Here is a 22,917-nt window from a genome sequence, read left to right as displayed (position 1 = left end):
TCTTTTATTGACGTGCGCGCTTGAGCGTCTCTTCCAGCGCATCCGGCAGCGGTGCCTTCACCGTTACCGGCCGACCATTACCCGGCTCGGGAAAAGTAAGCGAGCGAGCATGCAAAAACAGCCGCCCTAACCCCAACTGCTTGGTTAGCAAGCCACTCTCTCGAGTTGCGTATTTATCATCGCCCAGCAGTGCATGCCCAGCATGGGCAGCGTGGACACGAATTTGATGGGTGCGCCCAGTCACGGGCTCAGCTTCAATCAGCGTGACCTTCTCAAACGTTTCTACAACCGAGAAGTGGGTTCGGGACACCTTACCATTAGGATCCACCCGCACTCGGCGCTCACCATTGCCGGCTTCAAAACGATCTAATCGGGCGCTTTCGTAGGTTTTGCGAGCAGGCCAACGACCTGCCACCAAGGCTAAATAGCGCTTATCCATCCCATGCTTCTTTAGCGCTTCGTTGAGCGTTACCAGCGCATCGCGCGACTTTGCAAGCAGCAGGCAACCCGATGTATCACGATCTAAACGGTGTACCAGCTCTAAAAAGGTCAGGTCGTCGCGCACCTGGCGCAGCGCTTCGATCAAACCGATTTTCACACCGCTACCACCATGTACCGCTAAACCTGATGGCTTATTAAGCACCATCCAATCGGGCCCCTCCATAATCACGCTACCTACCAACAGGTCACGAAGATTATCACTGACTTCTTTGACGGCCTCTTTAGGCGCCAAGCGCAGCGGTGGCACCCGCACTAAATCGCCCGCCTGAAGGCGATAATCCACCTTCACCCGCTTTTTATTAACCCTAACTTCACCTTTACGCACGATGCGATAAATCAAGGCCCGCGGTGCACCCTTTAAACGTGTCATTAAAAAATTATCAATTCGCTGACCCGCTTGTTCCGGGGCGATATCCACCCACTGTACTTCACGCCCTTCGGACATTGCCGCTTACTCCTGGTGACATTCTTTCATGTCAGACTAAAAACGGCATTCTAACGTAGACCAACGGGCATTGCGTCAATTGCTGGTGGTTGTCTTTACTGTTATATTCCAATGCGCTCATCGGCCAACGTGGCCGGGCCGAACGTGGCCCGCTTATATATCTATTGTATGGCGAATGATTCCCCACGTTTTGCCTTCGCACCTGCCCGACAAACACGCAGGTCAGAGCGAAAAGTATGGACCAGTGTACGCACTCCCTGCTTATAACGTATTGAAATGCAGTAACTCTGTCGTTCAGCAAAAGTTTAACGACAGAGAGCGTCAGGTCATGTCAGCAACGGCAGGCCCGTCATTAAATAAACGTCACGCCCTTGCCAGTAGCCCCTTTTCGTCACAAGGCGCTGCCATGCAGGGGCGCTAAGATCAACGCTGTGCCGATACCGGCGTTGGTGAATCGATGTATGCCAGGTGTGGGCGGTGTCAGCAGAGCCGGATGGACGTGACAGCCACCGAAACATGTTCTGCCACCGCCACGTACTCAACGCCCTTTCGGCCGGGTCGGCACGACTGCCTTCCCGGCTTAATGCGTCAGCATAATCATGCGCCGAGCACAAGCACGCAGCACCCAGCGATTCGCCGACGCTAGCTTTTAAAAGCACGTCGGCACGCCATGCTACGTGAGACAACATGAAACGGATGCTAATTAACGCAACCCAGCCTGAAGAGCTGCGGGTTGCACTGGTAGATGGGCAGCGCCTGTACGATTTAGACATTGAGTCAGGTGCGCGCGAACAGAAAAAAGCCAACATTTATCGGGGTAAAATTACCCGTGTAGAACCCTCCCTTGAAGCTGCTTTTGTCGATTTTGGCGCCGAACGCCATGGCTTCCTTCCGCTGAAAGAAATTTCCCGCGAATATTTTATTAAAGATGTGTCTGGGCGCCCGAGCATTAAAGAAGTGCTTAAGGAAGGCCAGGAAGTCATCGTTCAGGTAGATAAAGAAGAGCGCGGCAACAAAGGGGCAGCGCTGACTACCTTTATTAGTTTGGCGGGCCGTTTCCTGGTACTGATGCCGAATAACCCCCGCGCCGGCGGTATTTCGCGCCGTATTGAAGGGGATGATCGCAGCCAGTTAAAAGACGCCATGGGCCAGCTCACTGTGCCCGACAAAATGGGTCTCATTGTTCGCACCGCAGGCATTGGCCGTAGCCCAGAAGAACTTCAGTGGGATCTGGACTACTTAGTCCAAGTGTGGGAATCCATCACCACGGAAGCCGGTAAGCGCTCTGCACCGTTCTTGATCTACCGTGAGTCCAACGTCATCATTCGCGCCATGCGCGACTACCTGCGCCAGGACATTGGCGAGGTACTGATCGACAGCCCCGAGATTCACGCTGAGGCGCTGGCCTTTATTCGCCAGGTGATGCCCTCCTACCAGCAAAAAATTAAGCTGTACGCGGATGAAGTGCCCCTCTTCTCTCGCTTCCAGATTGAGTCGCAAATTGAGACCGCTTACCAGCGGGAAGTAAAACTGCCGTCCGGTGGCTCGATTGTGATCGACCACACCGAAGCTCTGGTGTCTATCGACATCAACTCCGCGCGCGCTACGCGGGGCAGCGATATTGAAGAAACCGCCCTGCAAACCAACTCCGAGGCCGCCGACGAAATCGCTCGCCAGCTGCGCCTGCGTGATATCGGCGGCTTGGTGGTGATCGACTTCATCGACATGGGCCCTGCGCGCAACCAGCGCGAAGTAGAAAACCGCATGCGCGATGCGCTAAAACTGGATCGTGCACGCGTTCAGATCGGGCGCATTTCACGCTTTGGCCTGATGGAAATGTCCCGCCAGCGCCTGCGCCCGTCGCTAGGCGAAACCAGCGGTGTGGTGTGCCCGCGCTGTAACGGCCAAGGCACCATTCGCGACGTACGCTCTCTGTCGCTCTCCATCATGCGCCTTATTGAAGAAGAGGCCATGAAAGAGCGCAGCGCACAGATTCGCGCCATCTTGCCGGTCTCTGTCGCCACTTATCTACTGAATGAAAAACGTAGCGTGTTGGCAGACATTGAGTCGCGCCAAGGCGTACGCGTGGTGCTGCTCCCTAACCCGGATATGCACACCCCGCATTACGACGTTCAGCGCCTACGGGTAGACCACCTTGATGAAGATGAGAGCCAAACCCTCTCAAGCTTCGAACTCTCTACCAATACAGAGGTTGGCAAAGAGCCAGATCCTAGCTTTGCGGCCCCCGCACAGCGTGCCGAAGCCGCCGTAAAAAGCGTTGTGCATAACGCGCCTGCTCCGGCCTCGCTGCAAACAGAAGAAGCGCCTGCAAAAGCGGCTACCGCACCGACGCCAGCGCCAGCGCCTGCAGACCCTGAGCAACCCAGCGTACTGGGTCGCTTTATCCGCGGCTTTGCCAAACTGTTAGGGGGCGATGACAGCACCCAGCCGCCTGCACCAGAAGCGCCCGCACCGCGCAAACAGGAAGCGGCCTCCAGCAACAGCCGTCCGCCGCGCAATGAGCGTCGTTCAAAGCCGGCTCAAGAGCGCAACGATAGCGCTTCGAAAAATGAGCAGCGTAGCGATAACACGGCGAAAAATGAGCAGCGCAGCAGCGAGCAGCCCAACAACACCTCACGCAATGACGACAGCAGTGATAAGCGCAGCGGCCCTAGCCGCACACGTAATCGTCGCCGTCATCCGCAGCAAGAGGATGCTAAACAGCAAGACAACGCACCTAAGAGCGCTCGCCAGAAAGAGTCCTCTGCGAAAGATGCGCCGAAAGAGGACGTTGAGAAACCTACGCCTCAGCCGGAAAACCGTCGCGAGAAGCAGCGGGATCCCAAGCCGAAGAGCGAAGACACACGGACGGCTCCCGCTGCTGACGATAGCAACCAGGACGACGGTAAGCCAAAGCGCACCCGCAACAACCCGCGCACCCGTTCGCGCAAGCAGGCTCTCAACCCTCAAGCAGAAGCCGAGCAACTGAAACTGCAGGCTGAAGCAGCCCAGGCTCCTCAGCCGCAAGACGTCACAACTGCATCTGACGATGCAGTCGTGGCTCCGGCAGCCTCTGCTGCTCCTGTGGCGAATGAGACAGCCCCTGAGCAGGTCGCAAGCACCACCAAAGACGAAAGTGCTGAGCAGGCAACGTCAGCGGCTGAAGACGATACGACCGCAGAGCGCCCGGCTAAGAGTGCAGATAAAGCACGCAAGTCAACGCGTCAACGTCGCAACGCCCAGCCAGAGACTGCCGAGAGCGCACCTACGGCTAACGAAACCGTCGCTGAACAGCAACAGGTAACACACGACGCGCTACCAGAAACGGCCCCCGCCGTAGAGGAAGCACCGAAAGCAACTGACGCAGACAGTTCTGACAGCCAGCCTGCAATGGAGAGTGCCGCACCTGAAGAAGCGGTACGCACCCCAGAAGCTGACACACAAAGCACGGCACCTGCTGAGGAGCTCCACACTCCGCAAGAAGAGCAGAAAACTGCTGAGACTGCTGAGACTGCTGAGACTGCTGAGACTGCTGAGACTGCTGAGCAGGATAGTCATCAACCTCAGCAATCAGAAGCGCCTGTCGCTCACAAGCACGAAGCGACACCTTCAGTAGCTGATCAGCCTGCTGTGGCCGAAGAGCCTGCAGCGGTTGAAGAGCCCTCAGCAGAGGCACCTGCACGCGCAGCTAACGAAGAGCCAGCTGTTGCAAACGAGCCAACCCCAGCGGCAATGAGTGAAGAAGCACCTCGCCAAGATGCTGCTGTTGAGACTCAAGCAGAGGCAGACTCTGTGCCGAAAGTGCAGCAACACGAATCGGCTCAACCTACCGAAGAAGCGCCAGCAGCTGAACCTACTAGCGCAGCACCCACGGCTGAGGTTGAAGAAGCAGCCAAACCGCGCCGTCAGCGCCGTCGTGCCCATAACGACCCGCGTGAACTCCGCAAGCAGCAGGCGCAACAAAACTCGCAAGAGTAATCGTTAGCGTCAAAAAACCCCGCTTCGGCGGGGTTTTTTTGTGGCTAAAAAAGCAGCAACGATTAGACCACTCGAGGCTCGGGCTCTAGGGTAACGGCAAATCGATCCCATACCGCCCGGGCAATGGCACCTGCAAAACGCAACAGCCCAGGACGGTCGCCTCCCCCAAAGTGCACCAATACCAATGCCTGACGATCATGAACGCCAAAGGCTCCCTCTCGGTGCCCTTTCAAGCCACACTGATCAATCAACCAGCCTGCTGCCAGTTTGGTTTGGCCATTGGGCTGAGGAAAGTGCGGAATCCCAGGGTACTCTTCCAACAACCGTTGAGCCTGATCGTTACTTACCAACGGGTTCTTGAAAAAACTGCCTGCATTCGCCAGCTCGGCTGGATCAGGCAGCTTTTCCTGACGAATGGCACACACTGCTTGGGCAACCGCTAACGCCGTGGGCGACGCGGGCACGCGGGCGGCTAAATCGCCATAACCCAGGACGGGCTTAGGAGTCACAGACAGCCTTAACGCTAGCTGGGTAATCACCACGCTTCCCGCCAGCGCCTGCTTAAAGAGACTGTCGCGGTAGCCAAACTGGCATTCGTCCACTCTCAGCCAGCGCATCTCCCCCGTTGCCAGCTCAACGATTTGCACCGATTTCAGTACATCGCTCAGCTCGACACCGTACGCACCAATATTTTGCACGGGCGCGGCACCGCAATCACCGGGAATTAGAGCAAGGTTTTCAGTGCCCCAAAGGCCACGCGCTGCCAGTGCCATCACCAAGGTGTGCCAGTTAACGCCTGCACCTACGTAGGCAATAACGTTCTCTTTGTCAGACTCCAGCCACCAGTGACGAAACGCAGGACGAACCGCGATGCCATCAAGCTGAGGTGGCAGCAGTACATTACTCCCACCACCTAACAGAGTAACGGGCCAGTGGTGGTCACGCGCCTCTTTTAACACTACCTGCAAAGAAGACAGCGATGCAGGGGCTGCGTAACGCTCAGCCTGACAAGGCAACCTCAGCGTATTGGCCGCCGAGAGATCTACCCAAGTGGACGTAGATTGCCTATTAGCGCCCACGGGTCAGCTCTTCAATCAATCCGGCACTGGCCTGCTCAATCATATCCAGCACCTGCTCAAATCCCGACTCCCCGCCGTAGTAAGGGTCGGGAACATCGGTATCAGGCAGCCCTGCATACGCTAAGAACAGGCCTACCTTTGCTTGGCTATCAGCAGGCTTTAGCAATTGCATAGCAGCCAAATTCTCGCGATCCATCCCCAGCACATAGTCAAATTCAAGGAAATCGCTTGCGTTTAGCTGTCTGGCACGTAGATGGCTAATATCGACGCCACGTCGCAGTGCAGCCGCTTGAGCGCGTGCATCCGGCGCTTTACCCACATGCCAATCGCCCACACCGCAGGAGTCGATAGACACGCGTTTACTCAGCCCTGCACGGTCAAGGGAGCGCTGAAAAACACCTTCCGCCGTAGGCGAGCGGCAAATGTTGCCTAGACATACGAAGAGTACGCGGGTCATAGGCCACCTCCTTCGTCCTGCACGGCAAACAGCGCCCTCACCCGCTCTAAATCCTCCTGGGTATCCACTCCGGCAGGATTCACTGTGTTTGCCAACGCCACTTGAATCGCATAACCATGCTGCAGCGCGCGCAGTTGCTCCAGCTGTTCCAACTGCTCAAGGCTTGAAGGAGGAAGGTCTTGATACGCCGCGAGGAAGCTTGCGCGATAGGCGTAAATGCCGATATGGCGTAGCCAGGCATCGGTTTCTAGCAGGTTTGGCTGTGTCTTAAAGTGCTCACGATCCCAGGGAATCGGTGCCCGGGAAAAGTACAGCGCCCGCCCTTGCAGAGAACGCACCACTTTCACCACGTTAGGATTGAACAGTGTCTCAACGTCTGCAATGGGCTCGGCAAGGGTTGCCATCGCCGCATCCGGGTCATCCGCAAGGCGAAGCGCCACCTGATCAATAAGCGCAGGAGGAATCAGCGGCTCATCCCCTTGCACATTCACCACTAACGCGTCGCCACTGAGGCCTAATTGCTCTGCGACCTCGGCCAGTCGATCTGTGCCCGATGGATGGTCATCGCGGGTCATCACCACCTCAGCGCCATAGGGCAGCATGGCATCGCGAATCCGCGCATCGTCGGTCGCGACCACTACCCGGCTGGCCTGGCTTTGGCAGGCACGACGCCAAACGTGAGCCACCATGGGCTCACCTGCAATCTCAAGTAGCGGTTTGCCCGGCAGGCGCGAAGAGCCAAACCGAGCGGGTACAACAGCAATAAACTGCGGTGTCACGTCAGCCATTACGCCTCCCCGGTGCGACCAGGCGAGGTAGATAGCTTTTCATCGACATCCATTTTTCGTGCTTCTTCAGGCAGCATCACGGGGATGCCATCCTGAATCGGATAGGCTAAGCCGTCGTAATGGCAGCAAAGTTCCTGCGCCTCGCGGTCATACTTCAGCTTACCGTTACAGAGCGGGCAAACCAACATTGCCAATAGTTCCTTATCCATCGATGCGACCCCTTTGTGTTAGTACGGACAGCCTGTTTAACAGCCAGTCCTCAAATGCTTGCGGAAGCTGTGCTTCTACCTCTAATACCCAACTATCCGGCGGCGCAAACGCCTGACACTTTACAGCGTCTTTAGCCGTCATAATGATTGGGCGCAGCGGCGTAAACTGAACGGTGCGTTCATTAAATGGTTGGTGGTCCTCAAAGGGGTGCATGTCCCCTTGAACGCCCAACGCCTGCAACGTATTAAAAAACCGCTGAGGATTGCCAATGCCAGCCAGCCCATGCACGGGCAGCGTAAACGGCAACGGCTGCAGCGGATAGTGCTGACCGGTGGCCAAATAACGCCAGCGCTGCGGCACCAGTTGCATCGTCATATGGGGCACCTCAAGCGGGTGCTGCAGCGCTCCATTGATAATCACCGCATCCACACTGGCAAGCCTAGCGGGCGCTTCTCTTAATGGCCCGGCAGGCAGGCAACGTCGATTGCCAAGCCCGCGAGCGCCATCAATCACGACTAACTCAATATCACGCCCTAAGGCCAAGTGCTGCAAGCCATCGTCGCTAATCACAATGTTGCAGCCCTGCTGCACCAGCGCTTGTGCGCCGCGAGCGCGCTGGGGATCCGCGATCACCGGGACCCCCGTTTGCTGTGCCAGCATGAGCGGCTCATCACCACTATGCTGCGGGTCGGTTGATGGTGTGACCAATAGCGGGTAGTGAGGTGCTTTGCCGCCATAACCACGGGTCACAATGCCGGGAGAGTACCCCTGCTCTTGCAACCAGCGGCTCAGCCAAGCCACCAACGGCGATTTCCCCGTACCGCCCAGGGTAATATTGCCGACCACAATCACCGGCACCGACGCTTGCCATATTGGTGCGTTACCCCGTCGGTAGCGTTGCTCTCTACGACACGCAAGATAACGGTATAAGCTACCTAACGGGTAGAGCGGAGCCAGCCAAGCACTGCCCCCATAAGCAGCCTTTAACCAGCGCTGCGCAAGGCTCATTCACTCTCCTGAAACTGAAGTTGATGCAGCGCGGCGTAAGCCCCGCCTTTATCCAGCAGCGCTTGGTGGGTGCCTTGCTCAATAATGCGGCCTTGATCCATCACTAAAATACGGTCGGCCCGTTCAATGGTGGAGAGTCGGTGGGCAATCACCAGCGTTGTGCGGCCCTCGCACACGTGCTCTAGCGCTTTTTGAATATAGCGCTCTGATTCGGTATCCAAGGCAGAGGTCGCTTCATCCAAAATCAGAATGGGGGCGTCTTTAAAAATTGCCCGAGCAATGGCCAGTCGTTGGCGTTGTCCACCTGACAGCATGACACCGTTCTCACCAACAACCGTTGCATACCCTTCTGGCAGCTTTTCAATGAACTCGCTGGCATAGGCTGCTTCGGCAGCTGCTTTAACGGCAGCAATGTCAGGGTCGGTCACGCCATAGGCAATATTGTGGGCGATAGAGGCGTTAAACAGCGTCACTTGCTGGGATACCAAGGCAATATTCTGGCGAAGCGGCCCCAAGGCATACTCATCAGCGTTTACGCCATCAATCAGAATGCGCCCTTCACTGGGTCGGTAGAAGCGTGGCAACAGGCTAACCAAGGTAGATTTACCACTCCCTGAGCGGCCTACAATGGCCACCAGTTCGCCTGGGGCAACGTTCAGCTCCACACTATGCAGCACGTTAGGCTGGTCATCACCGTAGCGGAAGCTGACGTTCTCAATCACCACATTGCCCGTCAACTTACTGGGAATACGCTTACCTTCATCTTGTTCGGGAGCTAGGTCGAGCAGCCCAAAGAGCTCTGAGGCTGCGGCAATTCCTTTCTGAATCTCGCTATTTACCTCGGTGAGCTGGCGCACCGGCTTGATCATTAAGGCAGCGGCAGTAATAAAGGCGACAAACTCACCCGGCGTCATGTTTTCCATCAACGAGGGGGCCATGGCCAGCCAAACCAGCAGCGCCATCGAGAGGGCTACCAGCATAAGCACCACGGGCGAGCTGACGGCACGGGTCATCGCCTCTTTCATGCTTTGCCGACGGTTCTCTTCGCTTACCCGCTCAAAACGCTGCTTCTCATACGCTTCCGCGCCGTGAGTACGCACCACGCGATAGCCCGAGAGCGCCTCTGACGCCACATGGGTAACATCACCCATGGAGTGCTGAATACGCTTGGAAATACGCCGAAAGCGTTTGCTTACATAGCTCACCACCCCGGCAATAATGGGAGTCACGCCCAAAAACAGCAGCGTTAGCATCCAGTTTGTCCAGAACAGATAACCGATCAACCCCACGACGAATAGCCCTTCCCGCAGGATGATGGTGACGGCGTTGGTCGCCGCCCCTGCCACTTGTTCAACGTGGTAAGTCACTCGCGACACCAGATGGCCGCTGGAGTGATGATCGAAAAACCGTCCTGGCAGATGAAGCAAGTGAGCAAACACATCGCAGCGCAGCGTATGAATCACGTAGCGCCCCACATAAGCCATAAAATAGGTACTTAAAAAAGTCCCTAACCCGCGAGCGGCAAACATCAGCACCACGAACAGCGGCAGGAAAAACCGAAAGGCGGCATCTGGGTTTTGAATCCCGTCAATGAGCCGCTTCATCATCTCCGCCAGCGCGGTACTTGACGCCGCATAAATCACAAAACCAACCACGGCCAGTGCGAACGCACGCCAGTGTGGCTTTACGTAGCCCAATAAACGTTTATAAAGCATCCAACCTGAGTCAGTCACACGCGCTCCCGGCAGTAGTGTGCAGTGTGGGCGATTCTACCTGATGGTGACGCGCTTCAACACCGCTTCTGGCCACCGACCAAGTTGCGCACTGGTTGAAGCGTTACAGACTGCTGGGGGATCAGCGAAAATGTTAGCGCGCCATCTTGGGCAGTGCTCCATAAACAACTCTGCTGCTGGCGAAAGCGGCGCACAACATCATCGACGGGATGCTGGAACGCATTATCTCGCCCAGCACTGAAAACAACATGCTGCGGCCGCGTCTCACGAACAAACTGAACGCCCGAACTGGTCGCGCTACCGTGATGCCCCGCCACTAGCACGCTAACGCTTCCTTCCAGCTGTGTGAGCAGTTGCCGCTCCACTTGGCGGCCCACGTCACCAGTGATCAATAAGCTGTGCTCACCTGCATACACTGCCAGTACACAAGAGCGATCATTAGAAGATAGCTCATTCACACCGCCAGGCGGCCAGAGCACTCGATACGTAATACCATCATGCTGCCAGTGCTGTCCTTGCTCGCAGCGCTGCCGGGGAACAGATAGGGACTCCCCTGCCGGTGCAGACCATTGTGCCACTTGGTGATCTGCTAATAGCGCATCAACACCTCCGGCATGGTCAGTATCTGCGTGGCTCACCATCACGTGATCAAAGAATTGGCCCGGCGGCCAAAGGCTTTGTAGCGGCATGAAACCGCTGCGAAAGCGAGGGCCAGTATCGTATAGCAATCGAAAGTTAGCACTGCGCAGCTCTATTAATTGCCCTTGCCCCACATCATAAACGGTCACTTGCAACTGCCCAGCAGAAATCGATTGCTCTCTTGGCCACCAGGGAATCGTCATTACCAGCGCTGCCGTGCCAACACGCAGCCAGCCGGGAACGGAAGGCAGCCCCCAACACAGCGCCAACAGCACAAGACTACCCGCTAATGGGTAGGCCAAATGTGCCGGCGGCTGCCAGAGCGGCGCTGACGCTACCGCAACCACTAACCATTGATGAAAGACTGCCAACGCTTGTTCAAACACCCACCAGGGCAACAGGCCAACAAACGGCAAAGGTGACAGTAACCAGCCCAGCAGCGCGGTAGGCACCATGACAGAACTCACCCAGGGCACGGCCAAGAGATTAATGAAAGGGGCGGCTGGAGCCACACGACCAAAAGCAACCAGTACCGCGGCAGCCATTAATGGTGCCAGCAGTAATTGAGAACGCAGCAGTGCCCAGCACCAGCCTTTTACACCCTGTGGCCGAGCCCTCCCTTGCCAAATAATAATCAGCCATCCCACCGCCACAAATGAGAGCCATAGCCCTGGCCGCCAAAGCGCCAACGGGTCGATCATCAGCACCAATGCAAACGCAAGCCACCAGGCTTGCCAAGGCCCCGGGGCATGACGGCCACTGAGCACCCACAAGCCCAACAGCGTCATAATCATCGCTCGCATCGCCGGTGGAGCAAGGCCTGCCAGCACCGCGTAACCAACAGCTGCCGCACCAGCAAGCCACCAGGGCCAGGTGCGAAGCCGCCAGTTGGTTGAAGATAGTAAACGCGCGCTATAGCGGCTGAGCAGCAATACAAATGACGCGACTAGCCCTACGTGGAGACCTGATATCACAACCAGATGGGTGGTGCCTGTAGCATTTAACAGTGCCCAGTCATCTTGGGTGAGCTGCTCGCTATCCCCAAGGGTCAACGCAGCTAACCAGCGCTGGGTACGCGACTCCAATGGAAGCTGAGCAAGAAAGTCGAGCGCCCGCTGACGTAACCGAGGTGAGGCCTGTTCCAGCCGCTGAGGGGTAGGCTCTGAACGGACATACCCAGTGGCATGAATGCCCTCCCGCCAGAGCCACTGCTCAAAATCAAACGTGTCAGGGTTCTTAAAACCAGCAGGAGGGCGCAGGCGCAGCGTCATCTGCCAGCGCTCACCGACTCGGTACGCATGTTGATCGTAGGCACTCACCCGGACATGGCGCACTTGATCACAGGGAAGTAAATGAGCGGGAGCCGTACAGCGTTCAATAGTTAAGCGCAGCCGTTTGGCATCTTGATGATGTTGAACGTCGACAACCTTGGCATACACAGCAAGATCTTGGCCACTTAACCCCGAAGGTAACCTGCGTGCCCATTCCTGCTGAATACTAAAGGCAACTCCCCCGCCAATTAGCAGCCAAATCAACGCTTTTGGCCGCCATGCGCTGACAAACAACAGGGCCATTAAGAACGCGACTGGCACCAGCCAAACACCACTCGAACCACCCCCCCACCCGGCCAGAAGACCACCGCCAAGCGCCGCCAATGCGGCAGGCATTGCAATCCCTTGCCCCATGCGCCCCTCCCTGCTGTTCAACCATTACTGTCCGCGCCGTAGCCGAAGCCCTACGCTATATGGATAATAGAAACGACTTATAGCAAGAGTACCTGACATGCCGCGCCGTTTCCTGCAGCGCTACATGCCAAAACCCGATACGTTAAGGCGTCAGCGTTCACTGCGCTTTATAGCGCCGCTGATCGCGGATCCGGGCTTATGGCTATTAACTCGACGCAGCGTTGCCAACGCTTTTAGCGTCGGGCTTTTTTGCGCGATGCTTCCCATCCCGTTTCAAATGGTGGTGGCAGCGCTGGGTGCGCGGCTAAGCCGTTGCAACTTAGCGCTCTCAGTGGGGCTTGTCTGGGTGACCAACCCGCTCACTATGCCGCTTATTTTTTATGTCAATTATCGAATAGGTACCTTTCTACTTGGAGCACCTGCACGAGAGGCTCCGTCCCGCATCTCGACTCGTTGGATCGCCGAGCAGATGCACGATATTTTGCCTCCCTTGATGCTAGGTTCACTCATTACTGCGATTGTGCTCGCCACCGTGGCCAATATAGGTATTCGCCTCATTTGGCGCTGGCATGTCTCTCATAACTGGAAGCGCCGCCGCCTTAAAAGACGGCGGCGCAGGGCTCGCATCGAATCAGAATTTGACGATTAAGTTAACTCATCGCTATACCTGAGCGACCAAGCGCCCACCATCCAGTTTCATGACGCGATCCTGGTGGGCGGCCAAGCTGACATCGTGCGTCACGATAACAAACGCACAGGCGCTCTCCTTAGCCAACTCATCCATGAGCGCCAGAATGGTCGCAGCGGTAGTTTGGTCTAGATTGCCGGTCGGCTCATCCATCAACACCAAGCTTGGATCGGTGACCAGCGCACGGGCAATCGCTACCCGCTGGCGCTCACCGCCCGACAGCTCACCGGGCTTATGGTCAGCGCGTGCCTTCATTCCTACGCGTTCCAATATCTGCATGGCGCGCTGTTCAGCCGCTTTTTTCGACTGCCCGCGAATAATCAGCGGCAACGCAGCGTTTTCCACCGCCGTAAACTCCGCGAGTAGGTGGTGAAACTGATAAACGAAGCCAATATATTGATTACGAAAACGGCCAAGCGCGGCTTCATTCAGTCCGGACAACGGCTCACCACCGATCACTACGCTTCCAGCACTGGGGCGATCCAAGCCCCCCAGCAAATTTAACAGCGTGGTTTTACCAGACCCAGAGCTACCCACAATGGCGACACGCTCACCTGCATGCACGGTCAGGTCAAGCTGATCCAGCACGGTGAGATCTTGCGGGCCTTCACTGTAAACGCGGGTTAGCTCACGGCATTTCAGCATGACGGCATTAACGTTGGTTGACGTCATCGGAGCATCCTTATTCATAGCGAAGTACATCGGCAGGTTGAACACGAGCAGCCCGCCATGCGGGATACAAGGTAGAGAGGAACGTCAAACCAAACGCGGCAATGACGATATCACGCACATCACTCCATTCCAGGCGCGACGGCAGGTCACTGATAAAGTAGACCCCCGCATCCAAGAACTGGATACCAAACGCGCTCTCAAACCAGCCAATCAAATCAGAAATGGTGAGTGCCAGTAAAATACCCACCGCGACACCTACCGCAATCCCGATCAGCCCAATCGCCAGCCCCTGCACAATAAAAATGCCCATGATTGAGCGTGGCGTCGCGCCAATGGTACGTAAAATAGCAATATCAGCACGCTTATCCGTCACGACCATCACCAGCGTCGACACAATATTGAACGCGGCAACCGCGATAATGACGGTCAGCAGTAGCGCAATCATGCGCTTCTCCATCTGAATCGCCTGGAAGAGATTGCCATGGGAGAACGTCCAGTCGGTGCCGCGGTAGCCTGAGCCCAGCTCATCGACAATAGCCTGGGTCTCACTTCCGGCCACAAATAAGTCATCTAACTCCAGGCGCAAACCACCCACTGCATCGCCCATACGGGCCAGTGTTTGCATATCTTCAATGTTGGCGTAAGCCAAGTTGGCGTCCAAGTCAGCCCCTACGCTAAAAATGCCGCTGACGGTGAATCGCTTAAGGCGCGGAAAAACGCCTGCTGGGGTAATAGACGCTTCTGGCACCAATAGGGTTACACGGTCACCAACGCCAACGCCCAGCCTGCGCGCCAGCATAGACCCCAGCACCACATTCCATTCGCCGGGCACAAGATCGGCCAGTTCACCCTGGCGCATATGCTCACCAATAATGGAAACTTGGCTTTCCCAATCGGGATGAATGCCGTTGACCATCGCGCCCTGGTTGCGGCCACCCGAAGAGAACATGCCCTGCTGTTCTACGTAAGGGGCGGCACCAATCACTCGATCACGCTGTACTAACTGCTCTGCCAACGCCTCCCACTCTACCAGCCCTTCCTGCGACTCGATTTTAGTGTGGGGCACCATGCCTAAAATGCGCGTGCGCAGCTCATGATCAAAACCGTTCATCACCGACAAGACGAGAATCAGTACGGCAACGCCCAGCATCAGCCCAAGCATTGAAGTCAGAGAAATAAACGAAATAAAGTGGTTCCGGCGTTTAGCGCGCACATAGCGCAGCCCCACCAGAAAAGGCAAACGATCAAGCATGGCTTCATTCCTTAATAATGGGCGTCCATGGTACGGTTTTTTTAGCATGGCTGCATGTGCAAACGCTGCCTTAGAGTCGCCCCCTTCCGGGCCGTTCCCTTAAACACGGTATCGCTTGCAAGTTCAGAGGCAACCCCCTAAATTGCGCCCGTCCCTCTTGCCCACCGGGTAAGCTTATTTTGACTAGTGAGAGTACCTTTGACGTTGGCTACCAAGACTCACCGCTTATTGCCCGAATGGCACCCTCAAGATGGCCTACAGCTCACCTGGCCCCGCCCCGACGGCGACTGGGCGTACATGCTGTCGCGAATTGAAGCAACGCTTGAGCGCATTGTGCTTGCCACGGCGCGCTATCAGCGCGTGATCATTAGCGTACCAGACGAGGCGACCCATCAGCGCCTGACCGCGACGTTTGATGCCTACGGCATCCCCAAACATCAGCTGCTGCTTATTGTCGCACCCACTGATGATACCTGGGCTCGGGATCATGGGCCGATCACGGTAGTAGATGAAGATAATCAACCCCTGTTGCTGGATTACACCTTTACCGGTTGGGGCGGTAAATTTCCCGCCGAACGGGATAATCAGCTCACACAGTGGCTAGCCGATGCAGGCGTGTGGGCCTGCCCGGTCTCTTCTCGAGAGATGGTGTTAGAAGGCGGCGCTATCGAGACTGACGGCGAAGGCACACTGCTCACCACGGAAGCGTGCCTGCTCAACCCAAACCGCAATCCGCTGCTCTCTCGGGAAGACGTTGAAGCGCTTTTGGCGGATGACTTTGGCGTAGACCGCGTGCTGTGGCTGGCCAATGGGCATTTGGAAGGCGACGACACGGACAGCCATGTGGACACCCTGGCACGTTTTTGTAACCCCTCTACCATTGCCTATGTGCGCTGCGATGACCCCACCGACCCGCACTATGCGGCGCTGCAAGCAATGGAGCAGGAGTTGAAAGCCTTTCGTCAGCGCAACGGCGAACCCTATCGGCTCATTGCACTACCCTGGCCTCAGGCCTGCTTTGACCCGGAAGACGGGCATCGCCTACCGGCGACCTATGCCAATTTTTTAATTATTAACGATGCGGTGCTGGTACCTACCTATGGTGATCCGGCCGATGTCACCGCGCTGCAAGCGTTGGCCGTTGCCTTCCCCGAACATACGTTGATCCCTATTGAGTGCGTCAGCGTGATTCGCCAACACGGCAGCCTGCACTGTTTAACCATGCAGCTACCCAAAGGTACGCTTGCACCTGCTACCACTCACTCTTAAGGAGGGCAGCATGTCCCAGACACTTAACGTTGCGGTGATTCAACAAGCCGCCTGGCCCGATAAAGCACGCAGCCTGGCGGAAAGCGAAGCGGGCATCCGCAAAGCGGCCAGCCAAGGGGCGCAGCTAGTGCTACTGCAAGAGCTGCATGCTACGCACTACTTCTGCCAATACGAAGACCCAGCGCTGTTTGATCTCGCCGAGCCGCTGGATGGCCCGACCGGCCAGCGGTTAGCCGCACTGGCCAAAGAGCTAGACATCGTGCTGGTGGGCTCGCTGTTTGAAAAACGCGCAGCAGGGCTCTACCACAACACTGCGGTGGTGTATGACCGCGCTAAGGGGCGCGTTGGCCAATACCGTAAGATGCACATTCCCGACGACCCAGGGTTCTATGAGAAGTTTTACTTCACCCCTGGCGATGCTGACGACGCCCGCAAAGAGGGCTTTACGCCGATTGACACCTCGGTGGGTCGATTAGGCATTTTGGTGTGTTGGGATCAGTGGTACCCAGAAGCCGCCCGCTTAATGGCACTGGCGGGTGCTGAGTTACTGCTCTACCCCACCGCCATTGGCTGGGATCCTAACGATGACGACGCGGAAAAAACCCGCCAGAAAGATGCCTGGACGCTGATTCAGCGCTCCCACGGGGTCGCTAATGGCCTGCCGGTGCTGGTTGCCAACCGCGTGGGCTTTGAGGCTGACCACTCTGGCGTCGGCGATGGCATCGCGTTTTGGGGCGGCAGCTTTATTTGCGGCCCGCAAGGTGAACTGCTAGCCCATGCCGGTGAAGAGACTGAGCAGTTGGTAGTGAGCCTGGATATGGCACGTAGCGAAAACACTCGCCGCATATGGCCCTACCTGCGTGACCGCCGTATCGACGCTTACGGCGACCTAACCCGACGCTATCGCGATTAAATTTGAGTGATCTGAAAACCAAAAACGCCTGCTCTGTCACCAGAGCAGGCGTTTTGCTATCAGCGCTTAAGCCGACATCGCTTATTTCTCGGCACTTATTTCCAGAAATCGCGAATCGATGCAATACCCTGAGCACCCACCGCACGCGCGTGGTTGGCGTCAAAGCGGGTCATACCGCCCAGCGCGAATACCGGCATACCGGCACGCTCCACCAACTGCTGGAAGTCGTGCCAGCCCATCGGGGCCACTTCCGGATGTGATGGCGTGGTGCGTAGCGGAGAAAGCGTGACAAAATCACAGCCCAGCACGGCCGCTTGGGAGAGCTGCTTTTGATCGTGCGTGGAGGCCGACAGCCATTTGTTTTCCGCAATCGGGCGACGATCCAGCTGCATTAACCGCGCGCTGGTCAGGTGGATACCATCCGCATCCACCTGATCCAGAAGCGCTGGCTCGCCGTTGAGCAGCAGCTTTGCACCAAACTCACGACAAAGCTTAAGCGCACGCTCAGCACGGGCAATATAGGCTGCTTCGTCCAAGCTTTTAGCGCGCAGCTGCACCAAGCGAATATTGTCTTCACGCAGAGCACGCTCTAACAGCGCCTCGAAGCGCTCGTCGTCGGCTTCCTCACCGGTAATCAGGTACTCAGTGGGCAGCATGACGGCACGTAAGATGGGCAGGTTTGCTGCTGGGAATGGGTAGTTCACCAGCTCATTCATCGGCACCCAGCGCACTGCCTGGCCTTCACGACCAAACGGCTCGCCAGCAAACTCATGCACCTGCCATACATCCAGCAGGATATGTTTGTCAGGGTACTCATGATGAACGCGAATGAGCGGCTGGGCGCGCACAATCTCAACGCCTAACTCTTCATGAAGCTCACGTTTCAGCCCCTCTAGCCCCGTTTCATAAGGAGCCAGCTTGCCACCAGGAAACTCCCACAAACCGCCATGATCGACGTTTGAAGGCCGACGCGCGATCAGCACGTGCTTTTGATCGGCGCTAATCATTGCAGCTGCCGCGACATGAACCCGTCGTTTTACCATTACACTCATTACGTCTTATCCACTTTGTGCGCGCCGCCTTCATACTGCGCGGCGCTATCTCGCTGCGTTAGCACGTTGCCACAGCCTTAGCTGCGGTAATCCGCGTTGATGGACACATAGTCATGGGAGAGATCAGAGGTCCATACAGTAGCCGCCTCGTCACCACGCCCCAAATTAATGCGAATTGTGATCTCTTCCTGGGCCATCACGGCACTGCCGGCCGCTTCGGTGTAGCTAGTGGCGCGGCCTCCGTTCTCGACCAGGCGTTCATCGCCTAGATCAATCACGACCCGACTGACGTCAAATGCTTCGACCGGCGCACGACCCACCGCTGCCAAAATGCGCCCCCAGTTAGCATCTGAAGCGTATAAGGCGGTTTTTACCAGCGGCGAGTGAGCCACGGTAAACGCCACATCTAACGCTTCTTGGCGAGAGCTGGCCTCGTTCACCTGTAGCGTGATGAATTTGGTAGCCCCCTCCCCATCACGAATAATCGACTGTGCAAGCTCGGTCATCACCCGCTGCAGAGCGTTACGGAAGATAGCAACGTGCTCTTCACTCTCGATACGCGCGCCGGTGCCCGTAGCCGCTAACATACAGGCATCATTGGTTGAGGTATCGCTATCCACAGTGATGCAGTTGAACGAGCGATCCACCGTTTCTCGCAGCAGGGTGGCCAATAGCGGCTGATCAATCGCCGCATCCGTCGCGACAAAGCCCAACATGGTCGCCATGTTGGGCTTAATCATGCCCGAACCTTTAGTGATCCCGTTGATGGTGACCTGCTGGTCGCCAATGGCAACTGTCACCGTCGCACCCTTTGCGCGGGTATCGGTGGTTAAAATGCCCTCACCTGCCTGCTGCCACGCTTGGCTTGAATCGGCTAGCGTCGCTAATGCACTGGGCAAACCCGCCAGCAGGCGGCTCATTGGCAGCGGCTCGCCAATAACGCCCGTGGAAAAAGGCAGCACCTGTGACTGCTCAACACCCATCTGCTCAGCCAAAGCGGCACAGCTGGCATAAGCATCCTGCAGGCCTGTCTCACCGGTGCCCGCATTGGCATTACCGGTATTAATTAGCCAATAGCGCGGCGCAACGCCGCTGCTGGAGCACCGTTCAAGATGCTCCTTGGCGACGATGACGGGGGCTGCGCAAAACGCATTGCGAGTAAAAACTCCCGCCACGGTGGCCGTTTCAGGTAGCTCAATCACCACCATATCACGACGATCCGGCTTTTTAATGCCCGCCATTGCAGTGCCCAGGCGCACCCCATTAAGGGGTGGCAATTCCGGAAAGGGAAGATTTCCCACCGCCATGTTTTTCTCCTCTACGTTCGCTTTCGCCAGACGTGGTTAGCTCAGTTTGCCGCAGCACTGCTTATATTTCTTACCCGAGCCGCATACACAAGGATCATTACGGCCCACTTTTGGGTTTTCACGACGTAGCGGACGCCCATCAGCTCCCGGTAGCGCCGCCTCGTTGGCATCGGCATCAGGCGCATCATGGCGGCTGGCTGCGGTCGCTTTTTCACGGGCAAGCTCTTCACGACGTTTCTGTTCCAGGGCGTCCACTTCTTCTGGCTGGCGCACTTGAACGTGACTGAGAATACGCGTCACATCAGATTTAATATTGGTCAGCAAGTGTTGGAAAAGCTCGAAGGATTCGCGCTTATACTCTTGCTTGGGATTCTTTTGTGCATAGCCACGCAGGTGAATACCACGGCGCAGGTGGTCCATTGACTGCAGGTGCTCTTTCCAGCGCGTATCCAGCACTTGGAGCATCACCTGCTTTTCAAAGCGTTGGATGAGGGCAGCACCTGCCGACTCAATCTTGGCGTCGTAGGCTTCACGATGCATGGTTTGCAGGCGCTCGCGTAGCTTCTCTTCGCTAAAGCGCTCATCTTCTGCTGCCCACTGTGCAACCGGCGCATCAAGATTAAACTCAGTTTTCAGATGGGCTTCTAAACCGTGCAGATCCCACTGCTCGGCCAGGCTCTGAGGCGGTACATAATCGCTGATCGCCTCTTCCATCACCTCTTCACGAATACCCACCACGGCAGCAGACACTTCATCCGCAGCGAGAATTTCGTTGCGCTGCTCGTAAATCACGCGACGCTGATCGTTGGCAACGTCATCGTACTCCAAGAGCTGTTTACGAATATCAAAGTTGCGGCCTTCCACTTTTTTCTGGGCGCGCTCAACGGCATTGGAGACCATTTTGTGCTCGATGGCTTCGCCACGCTCCAGACCCAGCGCCTGCATTAAGCGCTTCACACGATCAGAGCCAAACAGGCGCATCAGGCTGTCTTCTAAAGAGAGGAAGAAGCGTGTAGAGCCCGGGTCGCCCTGGCGACCCGCACGGCCGCGGAGCTGGTTATCGATACGCCGTGATTCATGGCGCTCAGAACCCACCACATGAAGGCCGCCCGCTTCCAGCACCGCTTCATGGCGTTTTTTCCATTCCGCCTTCAGCGCATCAATTTGTGCTTGGCTTGGGTTTTGCAGCTTCGCCGCTTCCGCTTCCCAGTTACCGCCCAACATAATATCGGTACCGCGCCCGGCCATGTTGGTGGCAATCGTGATGGCCCCAGGACGCCCGGCCTGGGCAATAATTTCCGCTTCGCTCTGGTGCTGTTTGGCGTTCAACACGTTAAATTTCAGCCCGGCTTCGCGCATGAGGCGCGCCAGGTATTCAGACGTTTCGATAGAAGCGGTACCCACGAGCACAGGGCGGCCAGCTTCCGTTTCGGTTTTTACGTCCTTGATAATGGCTTCGTACTTCTCTTCCGCACTCAGGTACACAAGGTCATTCAGATCCTTACGTGCCAATACGCGGTTCGTCGGAATAACGATGACATCAAGGCCATAGATTTGACGGAATTCGAACGCTTCTGTATCTGCGGTACCCGTCATACCCGACAGTTTTTCATACAGACGGAAGTAGTTCTGGAAGGTCGTAGAGGCCAGCGTCTGGCTTTCACGCTGCACGGTAACGCCTTCTTTGGCTTCTACAGCTTGGTGCAGGCCTTCTGACCACCGACGCCCAGGCATGGTACGGCCAGTGTGCTCATCAACAATCACCACCTGACCTTCGGCCACGATGTAGTCAACGTCCAGGTGATAGAGATGGCGAGCGCGTAGCGCCGAATGCATGTGCTGCAGCAGGTTCAGGTTTTGGGCAGCATAGAGCGATTCGCCCTCACCCAGCAGCCCTTCGGCCCGCATGAGCTCTTCCACTTTATTGTGGCCCTGCTCGGTCAGCTCTACCTGCTTTTGCTTCTCTTCAAGCACGAAGTCACCGCTCACCGGTGCCTCATCGTCCTCAGAGACTTCACCCTGTTCAAGCTGCTGGGCCAGACGATTCACAATACCGTATAGATCGGTATTTTCGTCGACCGCGCCAGAGATAATCAGCGGGGTACGCGCTTCGTCAATCAAGATGGAGTCGACTTCATCCACAATGGCGTAGTGCAGACCGCGCTGCACCTTATCTTCCAGCGAGAACGCCATGTTGTCGCGAAGATAGTCGAAGCCAAACTCGTTGTTGGTGCCGTAAGTAATATCGCACTGGTAAGCGTGGCGCTTCTCTTCCCCTGTTTGACCGGCAAAGATAACGCCTACCGAGAGGCCCAAAAACTCGTACAGAGGACGCATCCACTCGGCGTCACGACGTGCCAGATAGTCATTGACCGTCACTACGTGAACACCCTTGTTTGGCAATGCGTTCAAGTACACTGCCAAGGTGGCTACCAGGGTTTTACCTTCACCGGTTTTCATCTCTGCAATACGGCCACGATGCAGCGTCATACCACCGACCATCTGTACATCGAAGTGACGCATACCCATAACACGCTTACTGGCTTCACGAACGACAGCAAATGCTTCGGGAAGAAGACTATCAAGCGAGGCTCCCTCCTCTAATTGCTGACGCAGTGCCGGTGTCTTCGCTTGGAGTTCCGCATCGCTTAGGCCCGCCAGGGTCTCTTCCAGCGCATTGACGCTCTGCACGCTTTTTTGCATGCGTTTGACTTCACGGTCATTTTTAGAGCCGACAACTTTACGTAACAAATTATTAAGCATGAAATTTCCAAGTCATCATGAGCGACCCATCCAGGTGCGCCCTTTATGTAAGTCAAATGCAGGTAAATTTAGACAAGATGATGCAGCTGGGTGGGCGGCCCACGAGGGGTGATCACATCGCTGGCGGCAACAAAGCGCAGCGTGATCAGCGGTAACCAGAGAGGACGGCGGCGAACACTGGATAACCAGCGCGTTTGGCGTGAGACCCAGCGACGAAGTGCGCGACGCTTCTTGGCAATCCAATGCGATTGGGCACGCAGCATCGCTGGCATCCAAAAGCAGATGCAGACATTACGGTCGCTGCTTCGCAGCGCATCTGAAGGGTGTAAACTAGCGGGCAGTAAACAGCTCACCAACAGACCAGCCAACCACCAACGTGCTAAGCCATAGCGTCGTTGACGCCGGGGCGAAGCAGAAACGATTTCTGACGTTGATGGCATGCTGTGGACTGGCTCCCGAGCGTGTTAGGCTCTTTTCA

At 56.4% G+C, this 22,917-nt stretch carries 18 protein-coding genes; 4 read left to right on the top strand and 14 right to left on the bottom strand.

The annotated features are described in order from the left end of the window. Nucleotides 1-4: 4 nt before the first annotated feature. Nucleotides 5-946 carry an RluA family pseudouridine synthase gene (locus IEW65_RS05170; RefSeq protein ID WP_188638431.1) on the bottom strand — a complete coding sequence of 314 codons (942 nt, stop codon included), beginning with the start codon at nucleotides 944-946 and terminating at the stop codon, nucleotides 5-7. 687 nt (nucleotides 947-1,633) lie between these two features. Here IEW65_RS05170 and rne point away from each other — a divergent pair. Continuing rightward, nucleotides 1,634-4,924 (top strand): ribonuclease E, encoded by a 3,291-nt coding sequence (gene rne / locus IEW65_RS05165; protein ID WP_188638430.1) that lies wholly within the window; start codon nucleotides 1,634-1,636, stop codon nucleotides 4,922-4,924. 62 nt (nucleotides 4,925-4,986) lie between these two features. Here rne and murB read toward each other — a convergent pair whose 3' ends face one another. From murB to IEW65_RS05130, 7 genes are read right to left on the bottom strand one after another with little or no spacing between them, the layout of a single operon-like run. Next, complete coding sequence (gene murB / locus IEW65_RS05160; protein ID WP_188638429.1) at nucleotides 4,987-6,003, bottom strand: UDP-N-acetylmuramate dehydrogenase; 1,017 nt, start codon at nucleotides 6,001-6,003, stop codon at nucleotides 4,987-4,989. After that, nucleotides 5,993-6,460, bottom strand: coding sequence for a low molecular weight protein-tyrosine-phosphatase (locus IEW65_RS05155; RefSeq protein WP_188638428.1), 468 nt, complete (start codon nucleotides 6,458-6,460; stop codon nucleotides 5,993-5,995). The genes murB and IEW65_RS05155 overlap by 11 nt, the downstream gene beginning before the upstream one ends. Then, nucleotides 6,457-7,248 carry a 3-deoxy-manno-octulosonate cytidylyltransferase gene (gene kdsB / locus IEW65_RS05150; RefSeq protein WP_188638427.1) on the bottom strand — a complete coding sequence of 264 codons (792 nt, stop codon included), beginning with the start codon at nucleotides 7,246-7,248 and terminating at the stop codon, nucleotides 6,457-6,459. The genes IEW65_RS05155 and kdsB overlap by 4 nt, the downstream gene beginning before the upstream one ends. Next, nucleotides 7,248-7,457 carry a Trm112 family protein gene (locus IEW65_RS05145; protein ID WP_188638426.1) on the bottom strand — a complete coding sequence of 70 codons (210 nt, stop codon included), beginning with the start codon at nucleotides 7,455-7,457 and terminating at the stop codon, nucleotides 7,248-7,250. The genes kdsB and IEW65_RS05145 overlap by 1 nt, the downstream gene beginning before the upstream one ends. Beyond that, entirely contained in the window at nucleotides 7,450-8,466 is a 1,017-nt protein-coding gene (lpxK, locus tag IEW65_RS05140; RefSeq protein WP_188638425.1) for a tetraacyldisaccharide 4'-kinase, read from the bottom strand. The genes IEW65_RS05145 and lpxK overlap by 8 nt, the downstream gene beginning before the upstream one ends. Beyond that, entirely contained in the window at nucleotides 8,463-10,199 is a 1,737-nt protein-coding gene (msbA, locus tag IEW65_RS05135; protein ID WP_188638424.1) for a lipid A export permease/ATP-binding protein MsbA, read from the bottom strand. Before msbA ends, lpxK begins: the two co-directional genes overlap by 4 nt. 56 nt (nucleotides 10,200-10,255) lie before the next feature. Continuing rightward, on the bottom strand, nucleotides 10,256-12,523 hold the full coding sequence (locus tag IEW65_RS05130; RefSeq protein WP_188638423.1) for a DNA internalization-related competence protein ComEC/Rec2: 2,268 nt from the start codon (nucleotides 12,521-12,523) through the stop codon (nucleotides 10,256-10,258). 97 nt (nucleotides 12,524-12,620) lie between these two features. Between IEW65_RS05130 and IEW65_RS05125 the strand changes: the two genes are divergently transcribed. After that, nucleotides 12,621-13,172: a DUF2062 domain-containing protein gene (locus IEW65_RS05125; RefSeq protein WP_188638422.1), complete on the top strand. Its 552-nt coding sequence runs from the start codon at nucleotides 12,621-12,623 to the stop codon at nucleotides 13,170-13,172. A 12-nt stretch (nucleotides 13,173-13,184) separates the two neighbouring features. On the opposite strand, the gene IEW65_RS05120 is transcribed toward IEW65_RS05125, so the two are convergent. After that, the gene (locus tag IEW65_RS05120) at nucleotides 13,185-13,883 is read right to left on the bottom strand and encodes an ABC transporter ATP-binding protein (RefSeq protein ID WP_188638421.1); all 699 of its coding nucleotides are present in this window, start codon (nucleotides 13,881-13,883) and stop codon (nucleotides 13,185-13,187) included. A gap of 10 nt (nucleotides 13,884-13,893) precedes the next feature. Then, nucleotides 13,894-15,135, bottom strand: coding sequence for a lipoprotein-releasing ABC transporter permease subunit (locus tag IEW65_RS05115; RefSeq protein WP_188638420.1), 1,242 nt, complete (start codon nucleotides 15,133-15,135; stop codon nucleotides 13,894-13,896). A 198-nt stretch (nucleotides 15,136-15,333) separates the two neighbouring features. Between IEW65_RS05115 and IEW65_RS05110 the strand changes: the two genes are divergently transcribed. Next, the gene (locus IEW65_RS05110; protein WP_188638419.1) at nucleotides 15,334-16,404 is read left to right on the top strand and encodes an agmatine deiminase family protein; all 1,071 of its coding nucleotides are present in this window, start codon (nucleotides 15,334-15,336) and stop codon (nucleotides 16,402-16,404) included. Between the two features lie 10 nt (nucleotides 16,405-16,414). Then, a complete protein-coding gene (locus tag IEW65_RS05105; RefSeq protein WP_188638418.1) occupies nucleotides 16,415-17,317 on the top strand; it encodes a carbon-nitrogen hydrolase in 903 nt (300 codons plus the stop codon). 95 nt (nucleotides 17,318-17,412) lie between these two features. On the opposite strand, the gene IEW65_RS05100 is transcribed toward IEW65_RS05105, so the two are convergent. The 4 genes from IEW65_RS05100 to IEW65_RS05085 all read right to left on the bottom strand — a co-directional run bounded on the left by IEW65_RS05100 (nucleotide 17,413) and on the right by IEW65_RS05085 (nucleotide 22,879). Next, on the bottom strand, nucleotides 17,413-18,369 hold the full coding sequence (locus tag IEW65_RS05100) for a Nudix family hydrolase (protein WP_188638417.1): 957 nt from the start codon (nucleotides 18,367-18,369) through the stop codon (nucleotides 17,413-17,415). 77 nt (nucleotides 18,370-18,446) lie between these two features. Continuing rightward, nucleotides 18,447-19,676 carry a bifunctional glutamate N-acetyltransferase/amino-acid acetyltransferase ArgJ gene (argJ, locus tag IEW65_RS05095; protein ID WP_188638416.1) on the bottom strand — a complete coding sequence of 410 codons (1,230 nt, stop codon included), beginning with the start codon at nucleotides 19,674-19,676 and terminating at the stop codon, nucleotides 18,447-18,449. Nucleotides 19,677-19,712: 36 nt separating this feature from the next. Continuing rightward, complete coding sequence (gene secA / locus IEW65_RS05090; protein WP_188638415.1) at nucleotides 19,713-22,439, bottom strand: preprotein translocase subunit SecA; 2,727 nt, start codon at nucleotides 22,437-22,439, stop codon at nucleotides 19,713-19,715. A gap of 68 nt (nucleotides 22,440-22,507) precedes the next feature. Continuing rightward, on the bottom strand, nucleotides 22,508-22,879 hold the full coding sequence (locus tag IEW65_RS05085) for a hypothetical protein (RefSeq protein WP_188638414.1): 372 nt from the start codon (nucleotides 22,877-22,879) through the stop codon (nucleotides 22,508-22,510). Nucleotides 22,880-22,917 lie beyond the last annotated feature (38 nt).

Origin of the sequence: Vreelandella lutescens (assembly GCF_014640815.1) — a bacterium.
GTDB classification, from domain to species: domain Bacteria; phylum Pseudomonadota; class Gammaproteobacteria; order Pseudomonadales; family Halomonadaceae; genus Vreelandella; species Vreelandella lutescens.
Note: the sequence above shows the minus strand (reverse complement) of the source record. Positions and strands in the feature narration are given on the sequence as shown.